Source organism: Ferroplasma acidiphilum, assembly GCF_002078355.1.
In the GTDB taxonomy this organism is placed as follows: Archaea; Thermoplasmatota; Thermoplasmata; order Thermoplasmatales; family Thermoplasmataceae; genus Ferroplasma; species Ferroplasma acidiphilum.
The window spans coordinates 1,330,938-1,346,718 of record NZ_CP015363.1; the positions used below are offsets into that span (position 1 = coordinate 1,330,938).

The window sequence follows — 15,781 nt, forward strand, 5'->3', positions numbered from 1 at the left end:
AAATGCATATTTAATTTTATTCCATAGATTTATAATTAAGGGCAATATGTATTTAATATGTCAAACTCGGAAATAGCTGGGATTTTTGAAAATTTATACAATATTTTAAGCATTGATGAAAAAACAAAATTTGAAGCCCTGGCATACCAGAGGGTGGCAAGGGAATTGCAATCAATGCCGGATGATGTTTCTGATCTCTATGATAAATATGGCATTGGTGGATTAATGAAAATTCCCGGTGTTGGCAAGGGAATCGCACAGCATATAATAGAATACCTGAAAACCGGAAAAATAGAAAAATATGAAAAAATTAAAAGTGAATACCCTATTGATTTTAAAGATTTATTCCGGATAGAAGGCCTAGGGCCTAAAAAAGCAATATTACTGTATAAAAAGCTCGGCATAAAAAATTTAAATGATTTAAAAAAAGCTGCAGAAGAACATAAAATAGCAGATATCCCCGGCTTTGGGAAAAAAAGCGAAGAATTAATATTAAAGAATATTTCAATGCTGGCTTCGTTGCACGGTAGAATTTTGCTTGCCCAGGGATTAAATGAGGCAAGAAAAATCATTTCATATTTAACAAAAAGTGATTTTATAGACAGATGCTTTATCGCCGGGTCAACAAGAAGAATGAAAGAGACTCTGGGGGACATTGATATACTGGCAACATCGAAAGATAGCAAAAAAACTATGGATTTATTTATAAATTTTGAGGATGCAAGATCGGTGATGATAAAAGGCGAGACAAAAACAACAATTCTATTAAGCACCGGTGTGACCTGCGACCTGCGTGTTATCAATGATGCAAGCTTTGGTGCTGCATTGCAATATTTTACTGGTAGCAAAGACCACAATATAAAGATAAGGAAAATAGCAATAGGCAATAATTATAAGTTGAATGAATACGGCCTGTTTTATAATGATAGCAATATAGCAGCCAGTAAGGATGAAAAATTCATATACAACAGGCTAAATATGGATTATATACCTCCAGAAATGCGTGAAGACCGTGGTGAGATAGAACTGGCATTGCAACACAGGATACCGGAATTGATAAGTTTAAATGACATTAAAGGAGACCTGCATTTGCATACAAAGGAAAGTGATGGCCTCAACACAACGGAAGAAATGGTTAATGCTGCGCTGGAAAAGCGTTATGAATATATTGCAATGACAAACCACACAAAAAATCTAAAAATAGCCCATGGAATTGGAGACCAGGATTTTATAAAATATTTTGATACAGTAGATAAATTAAATCAGAAATATAAGATAAAAATATTGAAAGGCGCAGAAGTTGATATCTTAAAGGATGGCTCACTGGATTTAAAAGATGAAACACTGGGACAGATGGATTGCGTAATTGCTTCAGTCCATATGAATATCTCAATGGAAAAGGAAGATATGACACAGAGAGTAATAAACGCAATAAAAACCGGTAAGGTAAATATTCTGGGGCACCCCACCGGAAGGTTGATTAATAAAAGATCGTCATATGAAATAGAACTGGATGAGGTATCAAAATACTGTGAAAAATATAAAACTGCACTGGAAATTAATTCTTCTCCTGAGAGGTTAGATTTAAACGATGAAAACATTCTAAAAACCTCGAAGTACAATGTTTATTATTCAATAAACACAGATTCGCACAACATTTACGGGTATGATTTTATGGAATTGGGCGTTGGAACCGCAAGAAGGGGATGGCTTGGAAAGGAAAAAGTAATAAACACAATGGATTTAAATGGCCTGATGAAGTTTTTAAAAAAATAATATTTAATAAACTGCATCTTAATTATTTATTTTAATAACCATGAATATTTTTCAGGAATTTAGCGATTGCCAGAGGTTTTATAGTTAAATCTATATTCGTCCACTAACTAATATTTAAATAAATCATAGTTATCAATTTTTATGAAAGTCTTTTCATCTAAAAAAAGATTCATAGTAGGAGTAATTGTTGCAATAGTTATAATTTCAATGATTTCAGTCTCCATTGGGCCTTTACCGCCGACTAATAAACTGCTAAATCCTTCAAAAGGTATTTATTCTATTCCACCGGAGTATAAAACTGGCGCTAAATATATGAATATTACTTATAATGGTAAGACTGCAGAGGTCATAACTTTCCAGGAATCTGATGGATTTATAGGCATATATAGCAACCATAACTGGTCGTTATATTATGAACAGGGCTATTTAGAGGCAAAATACAGGCTTGCACAGATGGTCTTCATCAAGAAGGAAGCACAGGGCACTTTATCCGAACTTGTAGGTAAAAGTGAATTGTCATCGGATATATTTTCAAGGGAATTAATGGACTGCCAGATAGCTAAATCTGAAGTAAACAACCTTTCAAAAACTTCCTACACCTATATGGCAACCAGCAATTTTGTCTCCGGTATAAACTCATACATAAACAATTTGAGCTATGGAAATACGCCACTGCTTTTTAAACTGCTCAATTATAAGCCCAAGGATTTTAACATAACAAATATCTTTGCAATCCAGCAAACTTTTCTGTGGGAAAACAGTGCAGGAGGCTTTGAGCCGCTTTACTTCCAGTATGCATTGCAGAAAATGCCTGAAAACATTATAAAAGCGCTGTATCCAGCTTACCAGGCAGGAATACAAAACCCCATTGTGCCTTATCAATGCAATCCGGGAATTTACAACGAAACAGGCGATATTAACAATTTAACATTATACACGCCGTCTGTGCATATACCGGTAAACATAAGCAGCATACCTGCATTTTCATCGCCAACATCACTTGCATTTCCATCCTCTGAAAGTTTCAGCAACGACTGGGCAGTCAACGGGGTAAAAACAGACAATGTTTCGGCTTTGCTTGCAAATGACCCACATCTCACGACAAGCGTGCCTTCAATATGGATAGGTTTCCAGCTTGTATCTCCAGGCATGAACGTGATCGGAGTGGTGTTCCCTGGTTTCCCCGGCATAATACTCGGACATAATAGTTACATAGCATGGGGTGCAACTAACGGGCAGACACAGGAAACTTACTTCTATGCTGAAGAAACATCCAGTTCACATCCATACAGTTACTATTCCAACGGAAACTGGACAAAATTCACAGTGATAAACGAAACAATAAATGTAAAGGATTCAAAGCCATATAATCTGCAGCTGGAAGTTGCAGACAATGGGGTTGTGGTTGACAATGATTCGGGAACAAAAATTGCCATGGACTGGACGGGTCTATCCCCGAGTTATGAGCTTACATTTTTCCTGCATATAGACAGAGCACATACAGTATCAGAGTTCAGGGACAACCTTACACAATATTTCAAGGTTGCAATACAGAACTGGGCAGTTGCAGGTTCAAAGGGCAATATCGGCATATTCCCGTATGGAGATTATCCTGTCATAGAATCAGGCAATCCCAGAGGTGTATTAAATGGAACTGGTAGGTCAAACTGGGTGGGTTTCATACCACTGAAATATGAGCCGTCCTTATACGACCCTGCAAGGGGATTTGTATTCTCTGCTAACCAGATAACTGTTTCACCAGGTTATCCATATTATACTGGCTGGCTTTATGAAACAGGGCCACGTGCAAATGAGATATATTCATTGTTAAATTCAACTTCCGGGTTCAATACGTCAAAAATGGAAAAAGTACAGTTGTCGGTACATGATTACTCAACCAATATTTTCCTGAAGCCCCTGTTGAAATCCATTGAAAAATACTATGGAAATACAGAAATATATAATGAATTGGAATCATGGAACGGGAATATGGATATTAATTCTTCAGCAGCAAGTGTTTTCCATTTCTGGGAACATAATATAGTAAACGATACTTTCCTGCCATACATGGAAGAATACGGAATAACTCCTCAGGATGGATTATATAACATATCATTCTTCCTGGGTAGCGATGTAACATACCATGGCCCACTGATGGAAGACCTGGTAAACTGGACAATTAATTATCCTGATTCAACATATTTCAATAACCCTTTGAATGGCAATGTTGAGAATTTTTCATCACTGGCACTTCATGCATTTAACCAGACAATAAATGAGCTTAATAAAAAATATGGCACAATATCATCGAAATGGGACTGGGGCAATATTCATAAGAGGTACTTATCCAGCTTCTTTAGCATAAATACATTGAATACAAAGGAAATCCCGGCGGCTGGAAATGGAAATACGATAAACGCAGCATACGGGCTTACATCCAATTTTGGCCCCTCATGGAGGCTTATAGTTAACCTGTCAAATCCTGCAAAGTCCGTAGGCATATATCCCGGTGGCATCTCTGAAAACCCATTGAGCAGTTATTATTCAAACAACTTCATACCATGGAACAACGGTGTATATTACACATTAATTCCAGTAAATATGCCGGAACAATTTTATCAGGGGTATGGTGATCAAAAATGAATGATAAATATTTTAATATATATGGAATATTCATATTAATTATAACTGCCTTTTTGCTTGGATATTACGGTTACTGGTATTTGCAAATTGTACCTGCAATTTTAATAGGCTATTTCATGGTTAGAAAAATTTCATATATAGTTTTAGCGGGTGTAGCCTCAATGCTGGGAATTTTTATAGCTTTAATACCATCCTATGCCACAAGGATCAGGGGTGCGTCATTAGCATCCAGCATAGCGGGAATTCCATTTTACCTGGTAATACTATTAACCTTCCTGATTATATTCGTTATAACAATAGCGGGATTGCTAATAGGCTCTTCAATTAATAAATAATTGCCAGGAAGTGTATTTAATATATTTTATTTCGTTAATTTATTCAAAATACTTTTATACCATATATGAATGAAATAATTATGGAAATATTTAAAAAAGAGAGAACTATTGATACCACTAAAAATCTTCCTGACCTGATCAATGCCTTTTCACAATACCTGACAGATAATAAGTGGAGGGTTCAGAGCAATGTCCAGGCAGACAAAGCTATACTGCAGGCACAGAAGTTTGGAATATTAAGGGGATTGGTTGCAGCTGACAGGGCACTTACATTTCTATTCACATCGGAAGGGTCACAGGTTAAGGTTCAGGTTGGAGTAGGTAAATTGCTGGGCGATATTGCCGTAACAGCTATAGAGGTTATTCTCCTTTCGGAGATTTTCATAGTTGTTGATGTCCCTGAAATAGCATGGTCAGATCATGTGGAAAAAGAATTGCTGGATGAGTTGCAGAACATAGCAACACAGCAATAACACAGTATCCTGAAAATTTTTATCTTTTAGTTCAACATATACTATAAATGGACGATAATAAACTCACAAAATTTTTAACCTCAGCAAAATTAAATGGCTATAGTTCCGGAAATGCTTATTATAAGGGCAAAATTGCCGGAACAATGGAATTTTCATTTAAAGATGGTAAATTGAAATATGCAGACATTTATTCCGGAACTGTATCATTTATCGGGCAAGAAACCGTCTTTGAGAATAATATTCCACAGTGGGGCATGGTGTATTATGGTGCAATCCTGGATGACAGCTATGACTCCAAAGAGGTTTATGATTTTCTCCGGAGTGCCTTAAGGACCATGCCAGAAAGCCTGCCCTTGAGAGGGAATGATGTTTTCTCAAACAATAAATTTACATACAAAAACGCCAGTGAAGGGGATATAGGGCATTTTATGGGATATGAAGAAATTGAGGAAGCTGATAATGTTATTTATGAAATGCATTACTCTGGCGGCTATATCATATGAATTGAAATTATGTGAACCGCATTGAAATATTTAACACTGAATCTTCAAAATGATTCATAGTAATATTTATGAATAGCGAGTAATTTCTATGTCCTGCAGACAAAAGGTTTAAAAACTTATACCTATGTGAGGCTTATGGAGTCACAATTAAAAGTTGAAAGAAACATCCAGGTAGAGGCAATAAAGCAGAGCCCTACAATGAGCAGGGAAGTTGAAATTGTGGAGAGAAAGGGAATCGGGCATCCGGACAGCGTTGCGGATGGAATTGCCGAATCAGTAAGCAGGGCATTGAGCAAATATTACTTAAAGCAATATGGCAGAATATTACACCATAATACAGATCAGGTGGAGGTGGTGGGAGGACAGGCAGATCCTAAATTCAAAGGAGGAAATGTTCTTGACCCTACATACATATTATTAAGTGGGCGTGCTACTGCATCCGTTGGAAACGAGAGAATTCCTGTAAAATCACTGGCAATTAAGTCAGCAAAAGATTATTTGAGAGAGCATTTCCCGGATCTTGACATAGATTCTGATGTAATGATAGATTCAAGAATAGGAAATGGATCGGTGGACCTGAGAGGGTTATATGATACAAGAAAATTCAAAGCAAATGATACTTCCTTTGGAGTTGGATTTGCACCATTTACCGATACAGAGACACTTGTAAAACTTACAGAGAAATATATAAACGGCGACCTTAAGAAATCATTGCCAGCAATAGGATATGATATAAAGGTAATGGGATTCAGGAAGGGAAGGACCATAAACCTTACAGTGGCAGCAGCATATGTGGATAAATACGTTAAAGACCCTTCAGAATATTATGCTATAAAGGATGAACTTGTAAACAAGATAAAGGATAATGCAGTAAAATACACAGATGAGGACGTTCAGGTATTTGTAAATACTGGAGATGTCAAATCAGACAGTGTTTATTACCTTACTGTTACAGGCCTTTCTATGGAGAATGGCGATGATGGCTCCGTGGGAAGAGGAAACAGAGTCAATGGAATAATAACACCATACAGGCCAATGAGTATGGAAGCTGCAGCAGGGAAAAATCCTGTAACCCATGTGGGAAAGTTGTATAATGTACTGTCAAACCAGATAGCAGACAAAGTGGTAAAGGAAGAAGGAGGAGATATAAAGGAAGTCCTTGTAAGGATAGTTTCCCAGATAGGAAGGCCTGTAGATGAGCCTCATGTTGCATCTTTACAGCTTATCTATGAAGACAATGTTGACCCTTCAAAACATAAGAACAATATAAGGGCAATAGCAGATGACAAACTGGCACACATAGAAGAACTAACACAGATGTTTGTTGACGGAAAAGCAGATGTCTTTTAAATTTTATATTATTTTCCACATAAGGTAAGCGTCGGATAAATCCGAGTAATAATTTTTTAATGTTGAAATAATAGAGAAACCATTCCTTTTGTAAAATTTTATTCCGTTTTCATTGTCAGTGCGCACTTCCAATCTTACTGTGGACAGGCCAGCACGGATCATGACATTTAACTCCTGTGTCAACAGTGCCTTGCCTATACCTGCATACCGGAATTCCTGTTTAACGGCAAACAGTAAAATTCTGCCTTCCGTGCCGGAATATTTAGCTCCAATAATAAAACCAACTACAGAATCAAAATTGTCGTACACTATAAATGCCTGGGGCCATGCCCTGTAAAGGTCGAGTATCAGGGATTTAGTGTAGTACTCAGACAATGAGCACTTTATTATTTCCATTATAGTCTCACTATCTTTTATTTCGAATCCTCTGGGATAACCAAAAAATGAGTTCCCTGCGGCCATATATGCCATGTATATGTATAAAATATTATAATCTTTCCAATTACACCAGGAACCTGGGGACGACAAGCATTGCAAAAAACAGGTTGAAAAGTACTATAGAAGCCATTCCCACATAAAGATAGTTTTTGTCATCAAAAAATGAAAGCCAGCCTATAAACACCACGGTGATAGGTGTGAATATGAGAACCCAGAGCCCTACTGTTATAAAATAAAGGCCATCTATTGCAGAAAGGCCTGATACTATCTTGCTCAGCGATACTGATTTTGAATCTATTCCATGTGCCAGTGCGTAATTATAATTGGACATCTGAGATAGTGTGAATCCATCTCCCCCATTCTTCGCAAACAGGATTATGACACCAACTACAATAAAAGAAACGCTTATCATTACTCCTGCTTTCAGGAAATAACTTATTATTATTTCATCGTCGTGATTTTTCATTGACCTTCCTCCACTCTTTCCTTTTAGAGTTATAAAATAGAAGCGATATTAATACTATAGATATTATAACAGATATAAAGAACTGTATCATCAATGAGAAAGTGATCAGGAAATTTATGAGGTGAAGTCCTTTAAACACCATATCGAATCCCAGGAATGATAGTATTGCGAAGAATATCCATCTTATATTTTCATTAGAAATTTTTACAAGCACCTTTGCTCCGAAAAATGCCCCTATTAAAACCCCTATTGCCGTTGCTGCAGCTATGAATAGATTTATATATCCTTCATACCAGTATATTGAACTCCCTGTTGCTGCGGTTATTCCTATCATAAAATTGCTTGATGTTGTTGTAACCTTCATGGGAAGGTTCATTGCCCAGTCCATCCCCAGGACTTTCAATGCACCAGAGCCAATTCCAAGCAGTCCAGAAACAAACCCTGCAAAAAACATTACTATTTCTCCAAGCCACCATCTAATCCCATGATATTTTATTGTTTTTCTCAACCTTTCATCATAATAAGAGCCGGTAAGCTGGAATAACTTTGTGCTCCAGTCCGGTTTTGTTTCAGGTGGAACTTCCTTTCCAATTTTTTTAATTGTTGGTATTAATGAAAATAAAAGCACAAGCCCGAAGATAACGTAAACTGACCATATCAATGCGTGCTTATCAATAAAAACTAATGTAAGAGACCCAACTATTGCACCTGTGGTGGTGGCAATTTCCAATCCTATTCCTATCTTTATATTGGCTATTTTTTTCTTTGTGTATGCACTTGCAGACCCTGCAGATGTTGCTATAGTAGAAATAAGGCTCGCACCGGCAGCAAAGATAAAAGGAATGCCGTAGAATAATGTCAGCACAGGAACCAGTACTGTTCCGCCGCCAAGTCCTGTTAATGATCCAATGAATCCTGCAATAATAGAGCCGAAAACTATAGTCAGGAATTTCAATGCTATTAAAAGTAAAGTCATTTACACTTTATTACATTACTATATTTATTATTTATCAATGGAAATTATATATATCCTGATTTAAATTATTGATAGTATATATTAATTGCTGTAATTATAAAAAGTTCCTGTATCATTATAATCTACCTACACGTTAATATTAATTCTGCCGGTGATTTACAGGCAAAAACTGCCTGGCATATGAAGTATATTATGAATCTCAGAGTTTATATGTTATCCATATGCAATAGCTTAACTCCGGTTTACTTTCAAATTAAGCTTTCTGAAGCCATACATTATATCGCTATCTATTCTATCATCAGGGGAAGGCTTTTCAATTTCAAATCCAGGAACAGCCTTTGAAAATTCTTCCAGTGCTATTCTAGCTTCCAATCTTGCAAGTGGTGCACCAAGGCAAAAGTGTATTCCCTGGCCGAATGCCATATGCCTCTTTTCCTTTCTGTATGGATTAAATGATTCCCCATCCTCAAATACTTCCTCATCCCTGTTAGCGGATCCGAGGTACAAAGCAAGTATGTCATTTTTCAAAATCTCTTCACCCCCGATCTCTGTATCTATTTTAGAGTATCGTCTTGTTGATTGCACAGGCGATCTATATCTCAGGGTTTCCTCTACAACGCCGGGTATTATGGATGGTGTTTTTCGCATGTCATCATAAATTTCAGGATGGTCATATAAAGAGAGAATAGCGTTTGTGATAAGATTGGTTGTGGTTTCGTTTCCGGCTACAAGAAGCAGTATTGCAAATCCAGCAATTTCCTTATCTGAAAGCTTCCTTCCATCCATTTCAACTGTAGAAAGCCTTGATATGAGGTTATTTCCATTAGAGTTTCTGTCTATTTTTTTGTAAAAATAATCTGCCATATCATATTGTGTTTCTATATCAGGCCCTCTTCCAAGGGATGTTGCCAGCTTATCTGACCAATCCCTAAAAATTTCAGAATCAGACTCTGGAACGCCAAGCATCTCAGAAATAACCCTTATTGGCAACTGGTAGGACAGATCTGAAACAACATCTGAATTCTCCTTTTCCACAATTGCATGGACAAGCATTCTGGCAAGTTCCCTGATTCTCGGTTCAAATAATTCTATACTGCGTGGTGTGAACGCACTGCCAACAAGGCTTCTTAAGGTGGTGTGCAGGGGAGGGTCAAGCAGCAATATGCTTGGTGTAGTTTTCTCGTTGAGCATTGCTGCCATTTCTTCCCCTAAAAGGTCACGGAACTGGGAAGAAAAATTCTGGTGGTCAGAAAGGATTCTGGATATGGTTTTATATTTGAAAATATGTATCATATTTCCTTCCCTGTATACAGGTGAGCTTTTCCTCATTTCACGATACCATTCAAATGGTTCTTGTTTATATGTAGGAATTCCCATAAATTAATATTGCGATTTAATATATTATTTTGCCCATGATGAATTAAAATATGACAGCAGAATTAAGCTTAATCAATAAAAATAAAAAGGATGATAATATCACTTCTTAGATGATCCAGAAATATTACAGGGGCAAACCATCATATGGGGATGATTTTGATTATATACTTATATCCCGTATGACAATAAAATCAGATACCTTTGACGGGATTTTCCATGACGTTTATTCCAATCATTACGACCTTACACTATTATTTGGAAAGCAGGGCATTATCGCTTTTATTTATGGATTGTTTATCAAACTCTCCCTATCTGTCAAGAAGGGGAAGGTACTTCCATTTGGAACTATTTATTCCAGGAATGCCTATGAATATCTCATTTCAAAAAATATTGTGCCTGACATGGAAAAAAACATGATACTTGGAAACACATTGCTGTTGAAAAACAGGAGTTTTGAATATAAGATAGTAAATACCAGATTGCGCTGCAGGGAAAATATTCACTTTAAGGACTTCCTTGACCTGACTATCAGAAGAGGAAATATGTTCAGGTATATTATTGTAGGAATTACAGGGGTCATTGTAAATGAGGGTGTACTGCTCCTCCTGCATGGCAAGCTTGGAAGTGAATTAAGCATTATACCCGCAATTGAAATTTCAATTATTTATAACTTTATTTTAAACAATAAATACACATTTAAAGGAAGGGGGCATTTTTACATGAGATTGGCTAAGTACAATTTATTTAATCTCATAGGATTCGCTGCCAATCTTGGTGTGTATTATACAGCGGTGTATTACAGGACAGATATATACGTGGCAGATTTCCTTGGTATACTGGTGGCATTCATAATTACATACACAACTGCCACCATGATAGTGTGGTAACATGGAAAAAACAGGTACACTGGACAGGATTCAACGCATTATATTGAATGAAACCGCCACAGTGCTAATTTTATCGGCTTTCGTGGCATTCGGGCTTTTTGGTTACCTTAACGTTTACGCCATAGTACTGGAAACTGCATTGCTTCTGCTTGCATTTATAATACTTCTCGCATCTAACCTCAATGGATGGTTCCGATTCAAGCCATTTTATGTACAGGCTTTCCTGTATTCCACCATGTTGCTTGTGGACATGGTAATATTTCTGGCAGTTTCCAACCGGGCAATGAAATATGTTCTTCTTGCAGTTGCAACAGTATTGTTGTTAATTGTATCCTATATATTCTATAAAGACCCGGACTCCTATGCTTTCCTGAAAAAAAGGGAGCATATGGTAAAACCTATTTACATAATTGTGTCTGCTGCATTCATTGTAGCTGTGTCTGCAATTGCTGTACTTGTTGCATTTGAACCAACTGATGAGTTCCTTATTGATTTGTATTCCGCAATGAAATTCATGCATGGATTGAATCCCTATAATCCTGCAACCACGGCAGGGGTCTTTCTATATTTCAAGCATTTCAACCTTGACCTTAACGTAACCCCCACCATGTATGGTAAGGATATAACACTGCAGGGATACCCGGCCCTGGCTTTCCTTATTTACATACCCTATGTGTACATAGGAAAATTTGCAAACCTGATAATTTCTGCTATAGCATTTATTCCGTTCATTATAATATATAAAAAATTCAATAACAGAAAAGTAGCGCTGTATGCAATGTTTGCCCTGCTGGTAAATGTAATATTCCTTTACAGTTCGGCTTTTTCCTTAATAGGGCTGGTGTGGGTAGTATTCATTATGGTATCATATTATTACAGGGATAAACCAGTGTATTCCGGCATATTTTTTGGATTGGCACTGTCGGCAAAGCAGTTTCCTGCAATTATTTTCCCATTTATGTTTTATATGATATACAGGGAAAAGGGGATAGTTGCAGCCATAAAGTGGACTTTATCTGCATTCCTGGTATTCATGCTAATCAATGGATATTTTATTATCAAATCACCTGTACTGTATTTCAAAGATATCCTTTCTTCAGAGATAGCAAAACTCATAGGCATCGGATTCGGGCCATCGCAATTGTCTTTCCTTAACTTTATACACATTCCTGCCACCATGTTTACGGTTTTGCTTGTGCTGTCACTGGTTGTAACCTTTATTTTATATGTAACCCATTATGATACATTAAAATTCGAACTTTTCGCATTTCCCATGCTGATACTGTTATTCAATTACAGGCTGCTCATAACCTATGTTGCATTCTGGCCAATTATATCCCTCATATCCATAGAGGATATAAATTATAAAAAGAAAATAAATATAGATAAAAAAGCGCTGAAACGTTATGCCACATACGCTTTTGCAATATTAATTGCAATATTAATTGTGGGGGCATATTTCGGTGTGCATTCCACAGAGGATGTTAAAGTCAATTCCATAAGCCTTGACATGTCAAAGGGGAAAATTCAGAAGATATACATGAATGTTACATATACAGGCACTGCCTCGGAAAACATATATTTCCGAGGAATAATAAACGAAACAAATTATAATGGCCTCCTGTTCAATTACACGGGAAATAGATTGAGTCCTGGAAGCACCACAAATATTACACTGTATCCTGTAAGGGGTGAAACAATCCCGGATAATATTACAATTGACCTGATAGGATACAATGGAACTGTCCAGGGTTCATCTGCTTACACAATAAATAACTGGAAGGTTACGCCTTACCATGATTTGCTATATAATCCTCCGCAAAATAAGTTATCGCTAAGTCAGAGCCTGCCCTGAACAGGGAAATAAGCGCCTCATTTACGGTATCGGCAGCCAGTGCCCCTGAGAGTACTGCATTTTTGACCATGCTATATTCACCGCTCACCATGTATGTTGCCAGTGGCATTTTATAAAGTTGCTTTGCCCGGTAAATCATATCCAGGTAGAATAAAGCAGGCTTTACCATGATTATGTCGGCGCCTTCCTTCACATCAAGATCTATTTCACGCATTGCCTCGTCACCATTCCGGTAATCCATCTGATAACTTTTCCTGTCGCCAAATTGTGGTGTGGAATCTGCAGCATCCCTGAATGGTCCATAGAGGTTGGATGCAAATTTTGAACTGTATGCCATAATCATTGTGTTGACATAGCCATTGGAATCCATTGCCTTCCTTATGACCCCGACCTGCCCGTCCATCATCCCTGAAGGGGCAACTATGTCAACTCCTGCCTCTGCATAGCTTATTGCCTCTTTCCCATATATATTGAGGGTTTTATCGTTGTCCACATAGCCATTGGATATTACCCCACAATGCCCTGTATCCGTATATTCACAGAGGCAGAGATCTGCAATTACATTCAATTTTGTATTTAACTTTGCAGATCTGATGGCTTTCTGGACTATTCCATCATGGTCATAGGATGATGTGCCTGAAGAATCTTTATGTTTTGGTATTCCGAAAATTATAATATTTTTGACCCCGATGTCCTCAAGATGCCCTATGTATTTTTCATATTCATTTAATGAATACCGGTAAATTCCTGGCATTGACTTAATTGCAGTTTTTGATTTTTCCGTCTCATCCACAAAAACTGGCATTATAAGCTTATCTGAATTTATTTTGGTTTCACTGAAAATATCCCTTAGATTGCTATTTAACCTGTACCTTCTCATACGTTCAACTGGAAACATAGGTAAATATGGTTAATTGCTAAATAAATATTGTTAATTCAAATTTTTCCATTGCTTTTTAAGTATTCACTGTAAAACTCCGGATAGGCCTCATATTCTATATCATCGAAATCATGGGCTTCCATGAAGCCTTTCAGCCTGAGCAGGCAGGAATCGCATTTTCCACACGCTTTTTCCCTTCCATTGTAGCATGACCATGTAAGCCTGTATGGAACGCCAAGTTTCCTGCCAAGCTTAACTATATCACTTTTTGTAAGGTATTGCAATGGCACCATAATCCTGAATCCCTCTGTAATTCCCAGTTCCGTGCCGAGATTTAAGGTTTTTTCCATAGCGTTGAAGAATTCTGGCCTGCAATCTGGATACCCTGAATAATCTATTGCATTTGCGCCTATAAAAATAGAATTAGCTTTTATTGTTTCTCCATATGCAGCAGCAAGTGAGATAAATATGGTATTCCTGGCAGGCACATATGTAACAGGTATTTCCTTTTCAATGTTTTCCAACCCGCGCTCGGGCACATCTATTTTATCTGTGAGTGCAGAACCGCCTATCTGTGTCATGTCAATTTTAATTTTCTTGAGCTTGACTCCATAGTAATTGCAAATATCCTCTGAACTCTGTAGTTCCCTGATATGCCTCTGCCCGTAGTCAAAGCTTACAGGATAAACCTCATAGCCCTTATCCAGTGCATATGCCAGAACGGTAGGAGAATCAAGGCCCCCTGAAATCAGTATCACTGCCTTATCATTAGCCATGGCACATAATTATAGCACAGTATTATAATTTATATAGCGGATCTTTCCCATTGAGCACATTTACAAGGTTTGTTACTGCAGTCTCAGCCATTTTGTCCCTTGTTTCATATGTTGCACTTCCAATGTGTGGCGTCACAACAACATTGTTAAATGAAAGAAGCGGGTTTGTATTGTCAACAGGCTCGTCCTCGAAAACATCAAGTGCAGCGCCTCCAATTATTTTTTCATCCAATGCCCTTACAAGGTCTTTTTCATTTACTATTTTTCCCCTCGTGCCATTGATAAGAAATGCAGTTTTCTTCATTTTAGAAATTTTCCGGTAATCCATAAAATGGAAAGTATCTGCATTGAGGTCCAGTGCTATTATAACGAAATCTGATTTTTGCAGGAGTTCATCTATGCTCACAAAATCAGCATCAACATCATGCCTGTGCCTGCTATAATATATAATTTTCATATCAAAGCCAGAAGCTCTTCTGGCTATTGCTTTGCCTATTCTGCCCATTCCTACTATTCCAAGCGTTTTGCCATGTATTTCGCTTCCAAGCATAAATGTGGGGTTCCAACCGGCTTTCCATTCATTTTTATGTATAAGGTTGTTTCCGGATACAATGTTTCTTGCTGCAGCAATCATAAGGCCAAATATCAGATCCGCTGTGGCATCTGTGAGCACTTCAGGAGTATTTGTAACTATTATACCCTTTGACTTCGCATACTCAACATCGATATGGTCGTATCCTACGCTGTATGTGCTTATTACCTTCAATTTTTTACCATGGTCTATTAATTCTTTATCTATTTTCTCATTTAATGTTATCAATATTCCATCAGCACTTCCAATATTTGACAGAAGCCATTCCCTCATACTTCCTTTTCCGGAAAAAACTTCTATTTCCATATTTTCTATTTTTTCAATATAATTTCCCGGTATATTCCTGGTCACAAGAATTTTATACATGCGAACACATATAATAAAATAATAAAACTTTTTCCATGAGAGATTTTGTCTTTATATATTTATATATAGTATATATAGATAAATCTTA

General features: G+C 37.1%; 15 protein-coding genes. 8 read left to right on the plus strand and 7 right to left on the minus strand.

Annotation, left to right across the window (positions count from 1 at the left end):
• The first annotated feature begins 57 nt into the window (after positions 1-57).
• The 6 genes from polX to fad_RS06580 all read left to right on the plus strand — a co-directional run bounded on the left by polX (position 58) and on the right by fad_RS06580 (position 7,080).
• Positions 58-1,776 (plus strand): DNA polymerase/3'-5' exonuclease PolX, encoded by a 1,719-nt coding sequence (gene polX / locus fad_RS06555; protein WP_081142810.1) that lies wholly within the window; start codon positions 58-60, stop codon positions 1,774-1,776.
• 141 nt (positions 1,777-1,917) lie between these two features.
• Positions 1,918-4,419, plus strand: coding sequence for a penicillin acylase family protein (locus fad_RS06560; protein ID WP_081142812.1), 2,502 nt, complete (start codon positions 1,918-1,920; stop codon positions 4,417-4,419).
• The gene (locus fad_RS06565; RefSeq protein ID WP_081142814.1) at positions 4,416-4,754 is read left to right on the plus strand and encodes a hypothetical protein; all 339 of its coding nucleotides are present in this window, start codon (positions 4,416-4,418) and stop codon (positions 4,752-4,754) included. The genes fad_RS06560 and fad_RS06565 overlap by 4 nt, the downstream gene beginning before the upstream one ends.
• A gap of 80 nt (positions 4,755-4,834) precedes the next feature.
• On the plus strand, positions 4,835-5,227 hold the full coding sequence (locus tag fad_RS06570; RefSeq protein WP_081143172.1) for a hypothetical protein: 393 nt from the start codon (positions 4,835-4,837) through the stop codon (positions 5,225-5,227).
• A gap of 47 nt (positions 5,228-5,274) precedes the next feature.
• Positions 5,275-5,730 carry a DUF5680 domain-containing protein gene (locus fad_RS06575; protein WP_081142816.1) on the plus strand — a complete coding sequence of 152 codons (456 nt, stop codon included), beginning with the start codon at positions 5,275-5,277 and terminating at the stop codon, positions 5,728-5,730.
• A 135-nt stretch (positions 5,731-5,865) separates the two neighbouring features.
• The gene (locus fad_RS06580; RefSeq protein ID WP_081143173.1) at positions 5,866-7,080 is read left to right on the plus strand and encodes a methionine adenosyltransferase; all 1,215 of its coding nucleotides are present in this window, start codon (positions 5,866-5,868) and stop codon (positions 7,078-7,080) included.
• 3 nt (positions 7,081-7,083) lie between these two features.
• Here fad_RS06580 and fad_RS06585 read toward each other — a convergent pair whose 3' ends face one another.
• The 4 genes from fad_RS06585 to fad_RS06600 form a co-directional block, all read right to left on the minus strand.
• Positions 7,084-7,551, minus strand: coding sequence for a GNAT family N-acetyltransferase (locus fad_RS06585; RefSeq protein WP_081142818.1), 468 nt, complete (start codon positions 7,549-7,551; stop codon positions 7,084-7,086).
• 31 nt (positions 7,552-7,582) lie between these two features.
• On the minus strand, positions 7,583-7,984 hold the full coding sequence (locus fad_RS06590; RefSeq protein WP_081142820.1) for a DUF1634 domain-containing protein: 402 nt from the start codon (positions 7,982-7,984) through the stop codon (positions 7,583-7,585).
• Positions 7,965-8,960, minus strand: a complete 996-nt coding sequence (locus tag fad_RS06595; RefSeq protein WP_081142821.1) for a sulfite exporter TauE/SafE family protein — start codon at positions 8,958-8,960, stop codon at positions 7,965-7,967. The genes fad_RS06590 and fad_RS06595 overlap by 20 nt, the downstream gene beginning before the upstream one ends.
• A 231-nt stretch (positions 8,961-9,191) precedes the next feature.
• Positions 9,192-10,337, minus strand: coding sequence for a cytochrome P450 (locus fad_RS06600; RefSeq protein WP_081142823.1), 1,146 nt, complete (start codon positions 10,335-10,337; stop codon positions 9,192-9,194).
• Positions 10,338-10,447: 110 nt separating this feature from the next.
• Between fad_RS06600 and fad_RS06605 the strand changes: the two genes are divergently transcribed.
• On the plus strand, positions 10,448-11,224 hold the full coding sequence (locus fad_RS06605; RefSeq protein ID WP_081142824.1) for a GtrA family protein: 777 nt from the start codon (positions 10,448-10,450) through the stop codon (positions 11,222-11,224).
• Between the two features lies 1 nt (position 11,225).
• Entirely contained in the window at positions 11,226-13,079 is a 1,854-nt protein-coding gene (locus tag fad_RS06610; protein WP_081142826.1) for a hypothetical protein, read from the plus strand.
• On the opposite strand, the gene hemB is transcribed toward fad_RS06610, so the two are convergent.
• Genes hemB through fad_RS06625 form a run of 3 tightly spaced genes read right to left on the minus strand, consistent with a single transcriptional unit; the run spans position 13,009 to position 15,693 of the window.
• On the minus strand, positions 13,009-13,977 hold the full coding sequence (gene hemB, locus fad_RS06615; protein ID WP_081142828.1) for a porphobilinogen synthase: 969 nt from the start codon (positions 13,975-13,977) through the stop codon (positions 13,009-13,011). The two genes, fad_RS06610 and hemB, sit on opposite strands and share 71 nt — an antisense overlap.
• 38 nt (positions 13,978-14,015) lie before the next feature.
• A complete protein-coding gene (gene queC, locus fad_RS06620; protein ID WP_081142830.1) occupies positions 14,016-14,735 on the minus strand; it encodes a 7-cyano-7-deazaguanine synthase QueC in 720 nt (239 codons plus the stop codon).
• Between the two features lie 22 nt (positions 14,736-14,757).
• Entirely contained in the window at positions 14,758-15,693 is a 936-nt protein-coding gene (locus fad_RS06625; protein ID WP_081142832.1) for a 2-hydroxyacid dehydrogenase, read from the minus strand.
• Positions 15,694-15,781: the final 88 nt, after the last annotated feature.

Excerpts from the sequence above, each read along its gene's own strand:
- fad_RS06585 (WP_081142818.1), bottom strand. The coding sequence starts at position 7,551 with ATGGCATATATGGCCGCAGGGAACTCATTTTTTGGTTATCCCAGAGGA.
- fad_RS06575 (WP_081142816.1), top strand. The coding sequence starts at position 5,275 with ATGGACGATAATAAACTCACAAAATTTTTAACCTCAGCAAAATTAAAT.
- hemB (WP_081142828.1), bottom strand. The coding sequence starts at position 13,977 with ATGTTTCCAGTTGAACGTATGAGAAGGTACAGGTTAAATAGCAATCTA.
- fad_RS06570 (WP_081143172.1), top strand. The coding sequence starts at position 4,835 with ATGGAAATATTTAAAAAAGAGAGAACTATTGATACCACTAAAAATCTT.
- fad_RS06610 (WP_081142826.1), top strand. The coding sequence starts at position 11,226 with ATGGAAAAAACAGGTACACTGGACAGGATTCAACGCATTATATTGAAT.
- queC (WP_081142830.1), bottom strand. The coding sequence starts at position 14,735 with ATGGCTAATGATAAGGCAGTGATACTGATTTCAGGGGGCCTTGATTCT.
- fad_RS06580 (WP_081143173.1), top strand. The coding sequence starts at position 5,866 with ATGGAGTCACAATTAAAAGTTGAAAGAAACATCCAGGTAGAGGCAATA.
- fad_RS06595 (WP_081142821.1), bottom strand. The coding sequence starts at position 8,960 with ATGACTTTACTTTTAATAGCATTGAAATTCCTGACTATAGTTTTCGGC.
- fad_RS06590 (WP_081142820.1), bottom strand. The coding sequence starts at position 7,984 with ATGAAAAATCACGACGATGAAATAATAATAAGTTATTTCCTGAAAGCA.
- fad_RS06560 (WP_081142812.1), top strand. The coding sequence starts at position 1,918 with ATGAAAGTCTTTTCATCTAAAAAAAGATTCATAGTAGGAGTAATTGTT.
- fad_RS06625 (WP_081142832.1), bottom strand. The coding sequence starts at position 15,693 with ATGTATAAAATTCTTGTGACCAGGAATATACCGGGAAATTATATTGAA.
- fad_RS06605 (WP_081142824.1), top strand. The coding sequence starts at position 10,448 with ATGATCCAGAAATATTACAGGGGCAAACCATCATATGGGGATGATTTT.
- polX (WP_081142810.1), top strand. The coding sequence starts at position 58 with ATGTCAAACTCGGAAATAGCTGGGATTTTTGAAAATTTATACAATATT.
- fad_RS06600 (WP_081142823.1), bottom strand. The coding sequence starts at position 10,337 with ATGGGAATTCCTACATATAAACAAGAACCATTTGAATGGTATCGTGAA.
- fad_RS06565 (WP_081142814.1), top strand. The coding sequence starts at position 4,416 with ATGAATGATAAATATTTTAATATATATGGAATATTCATATTAATTATA.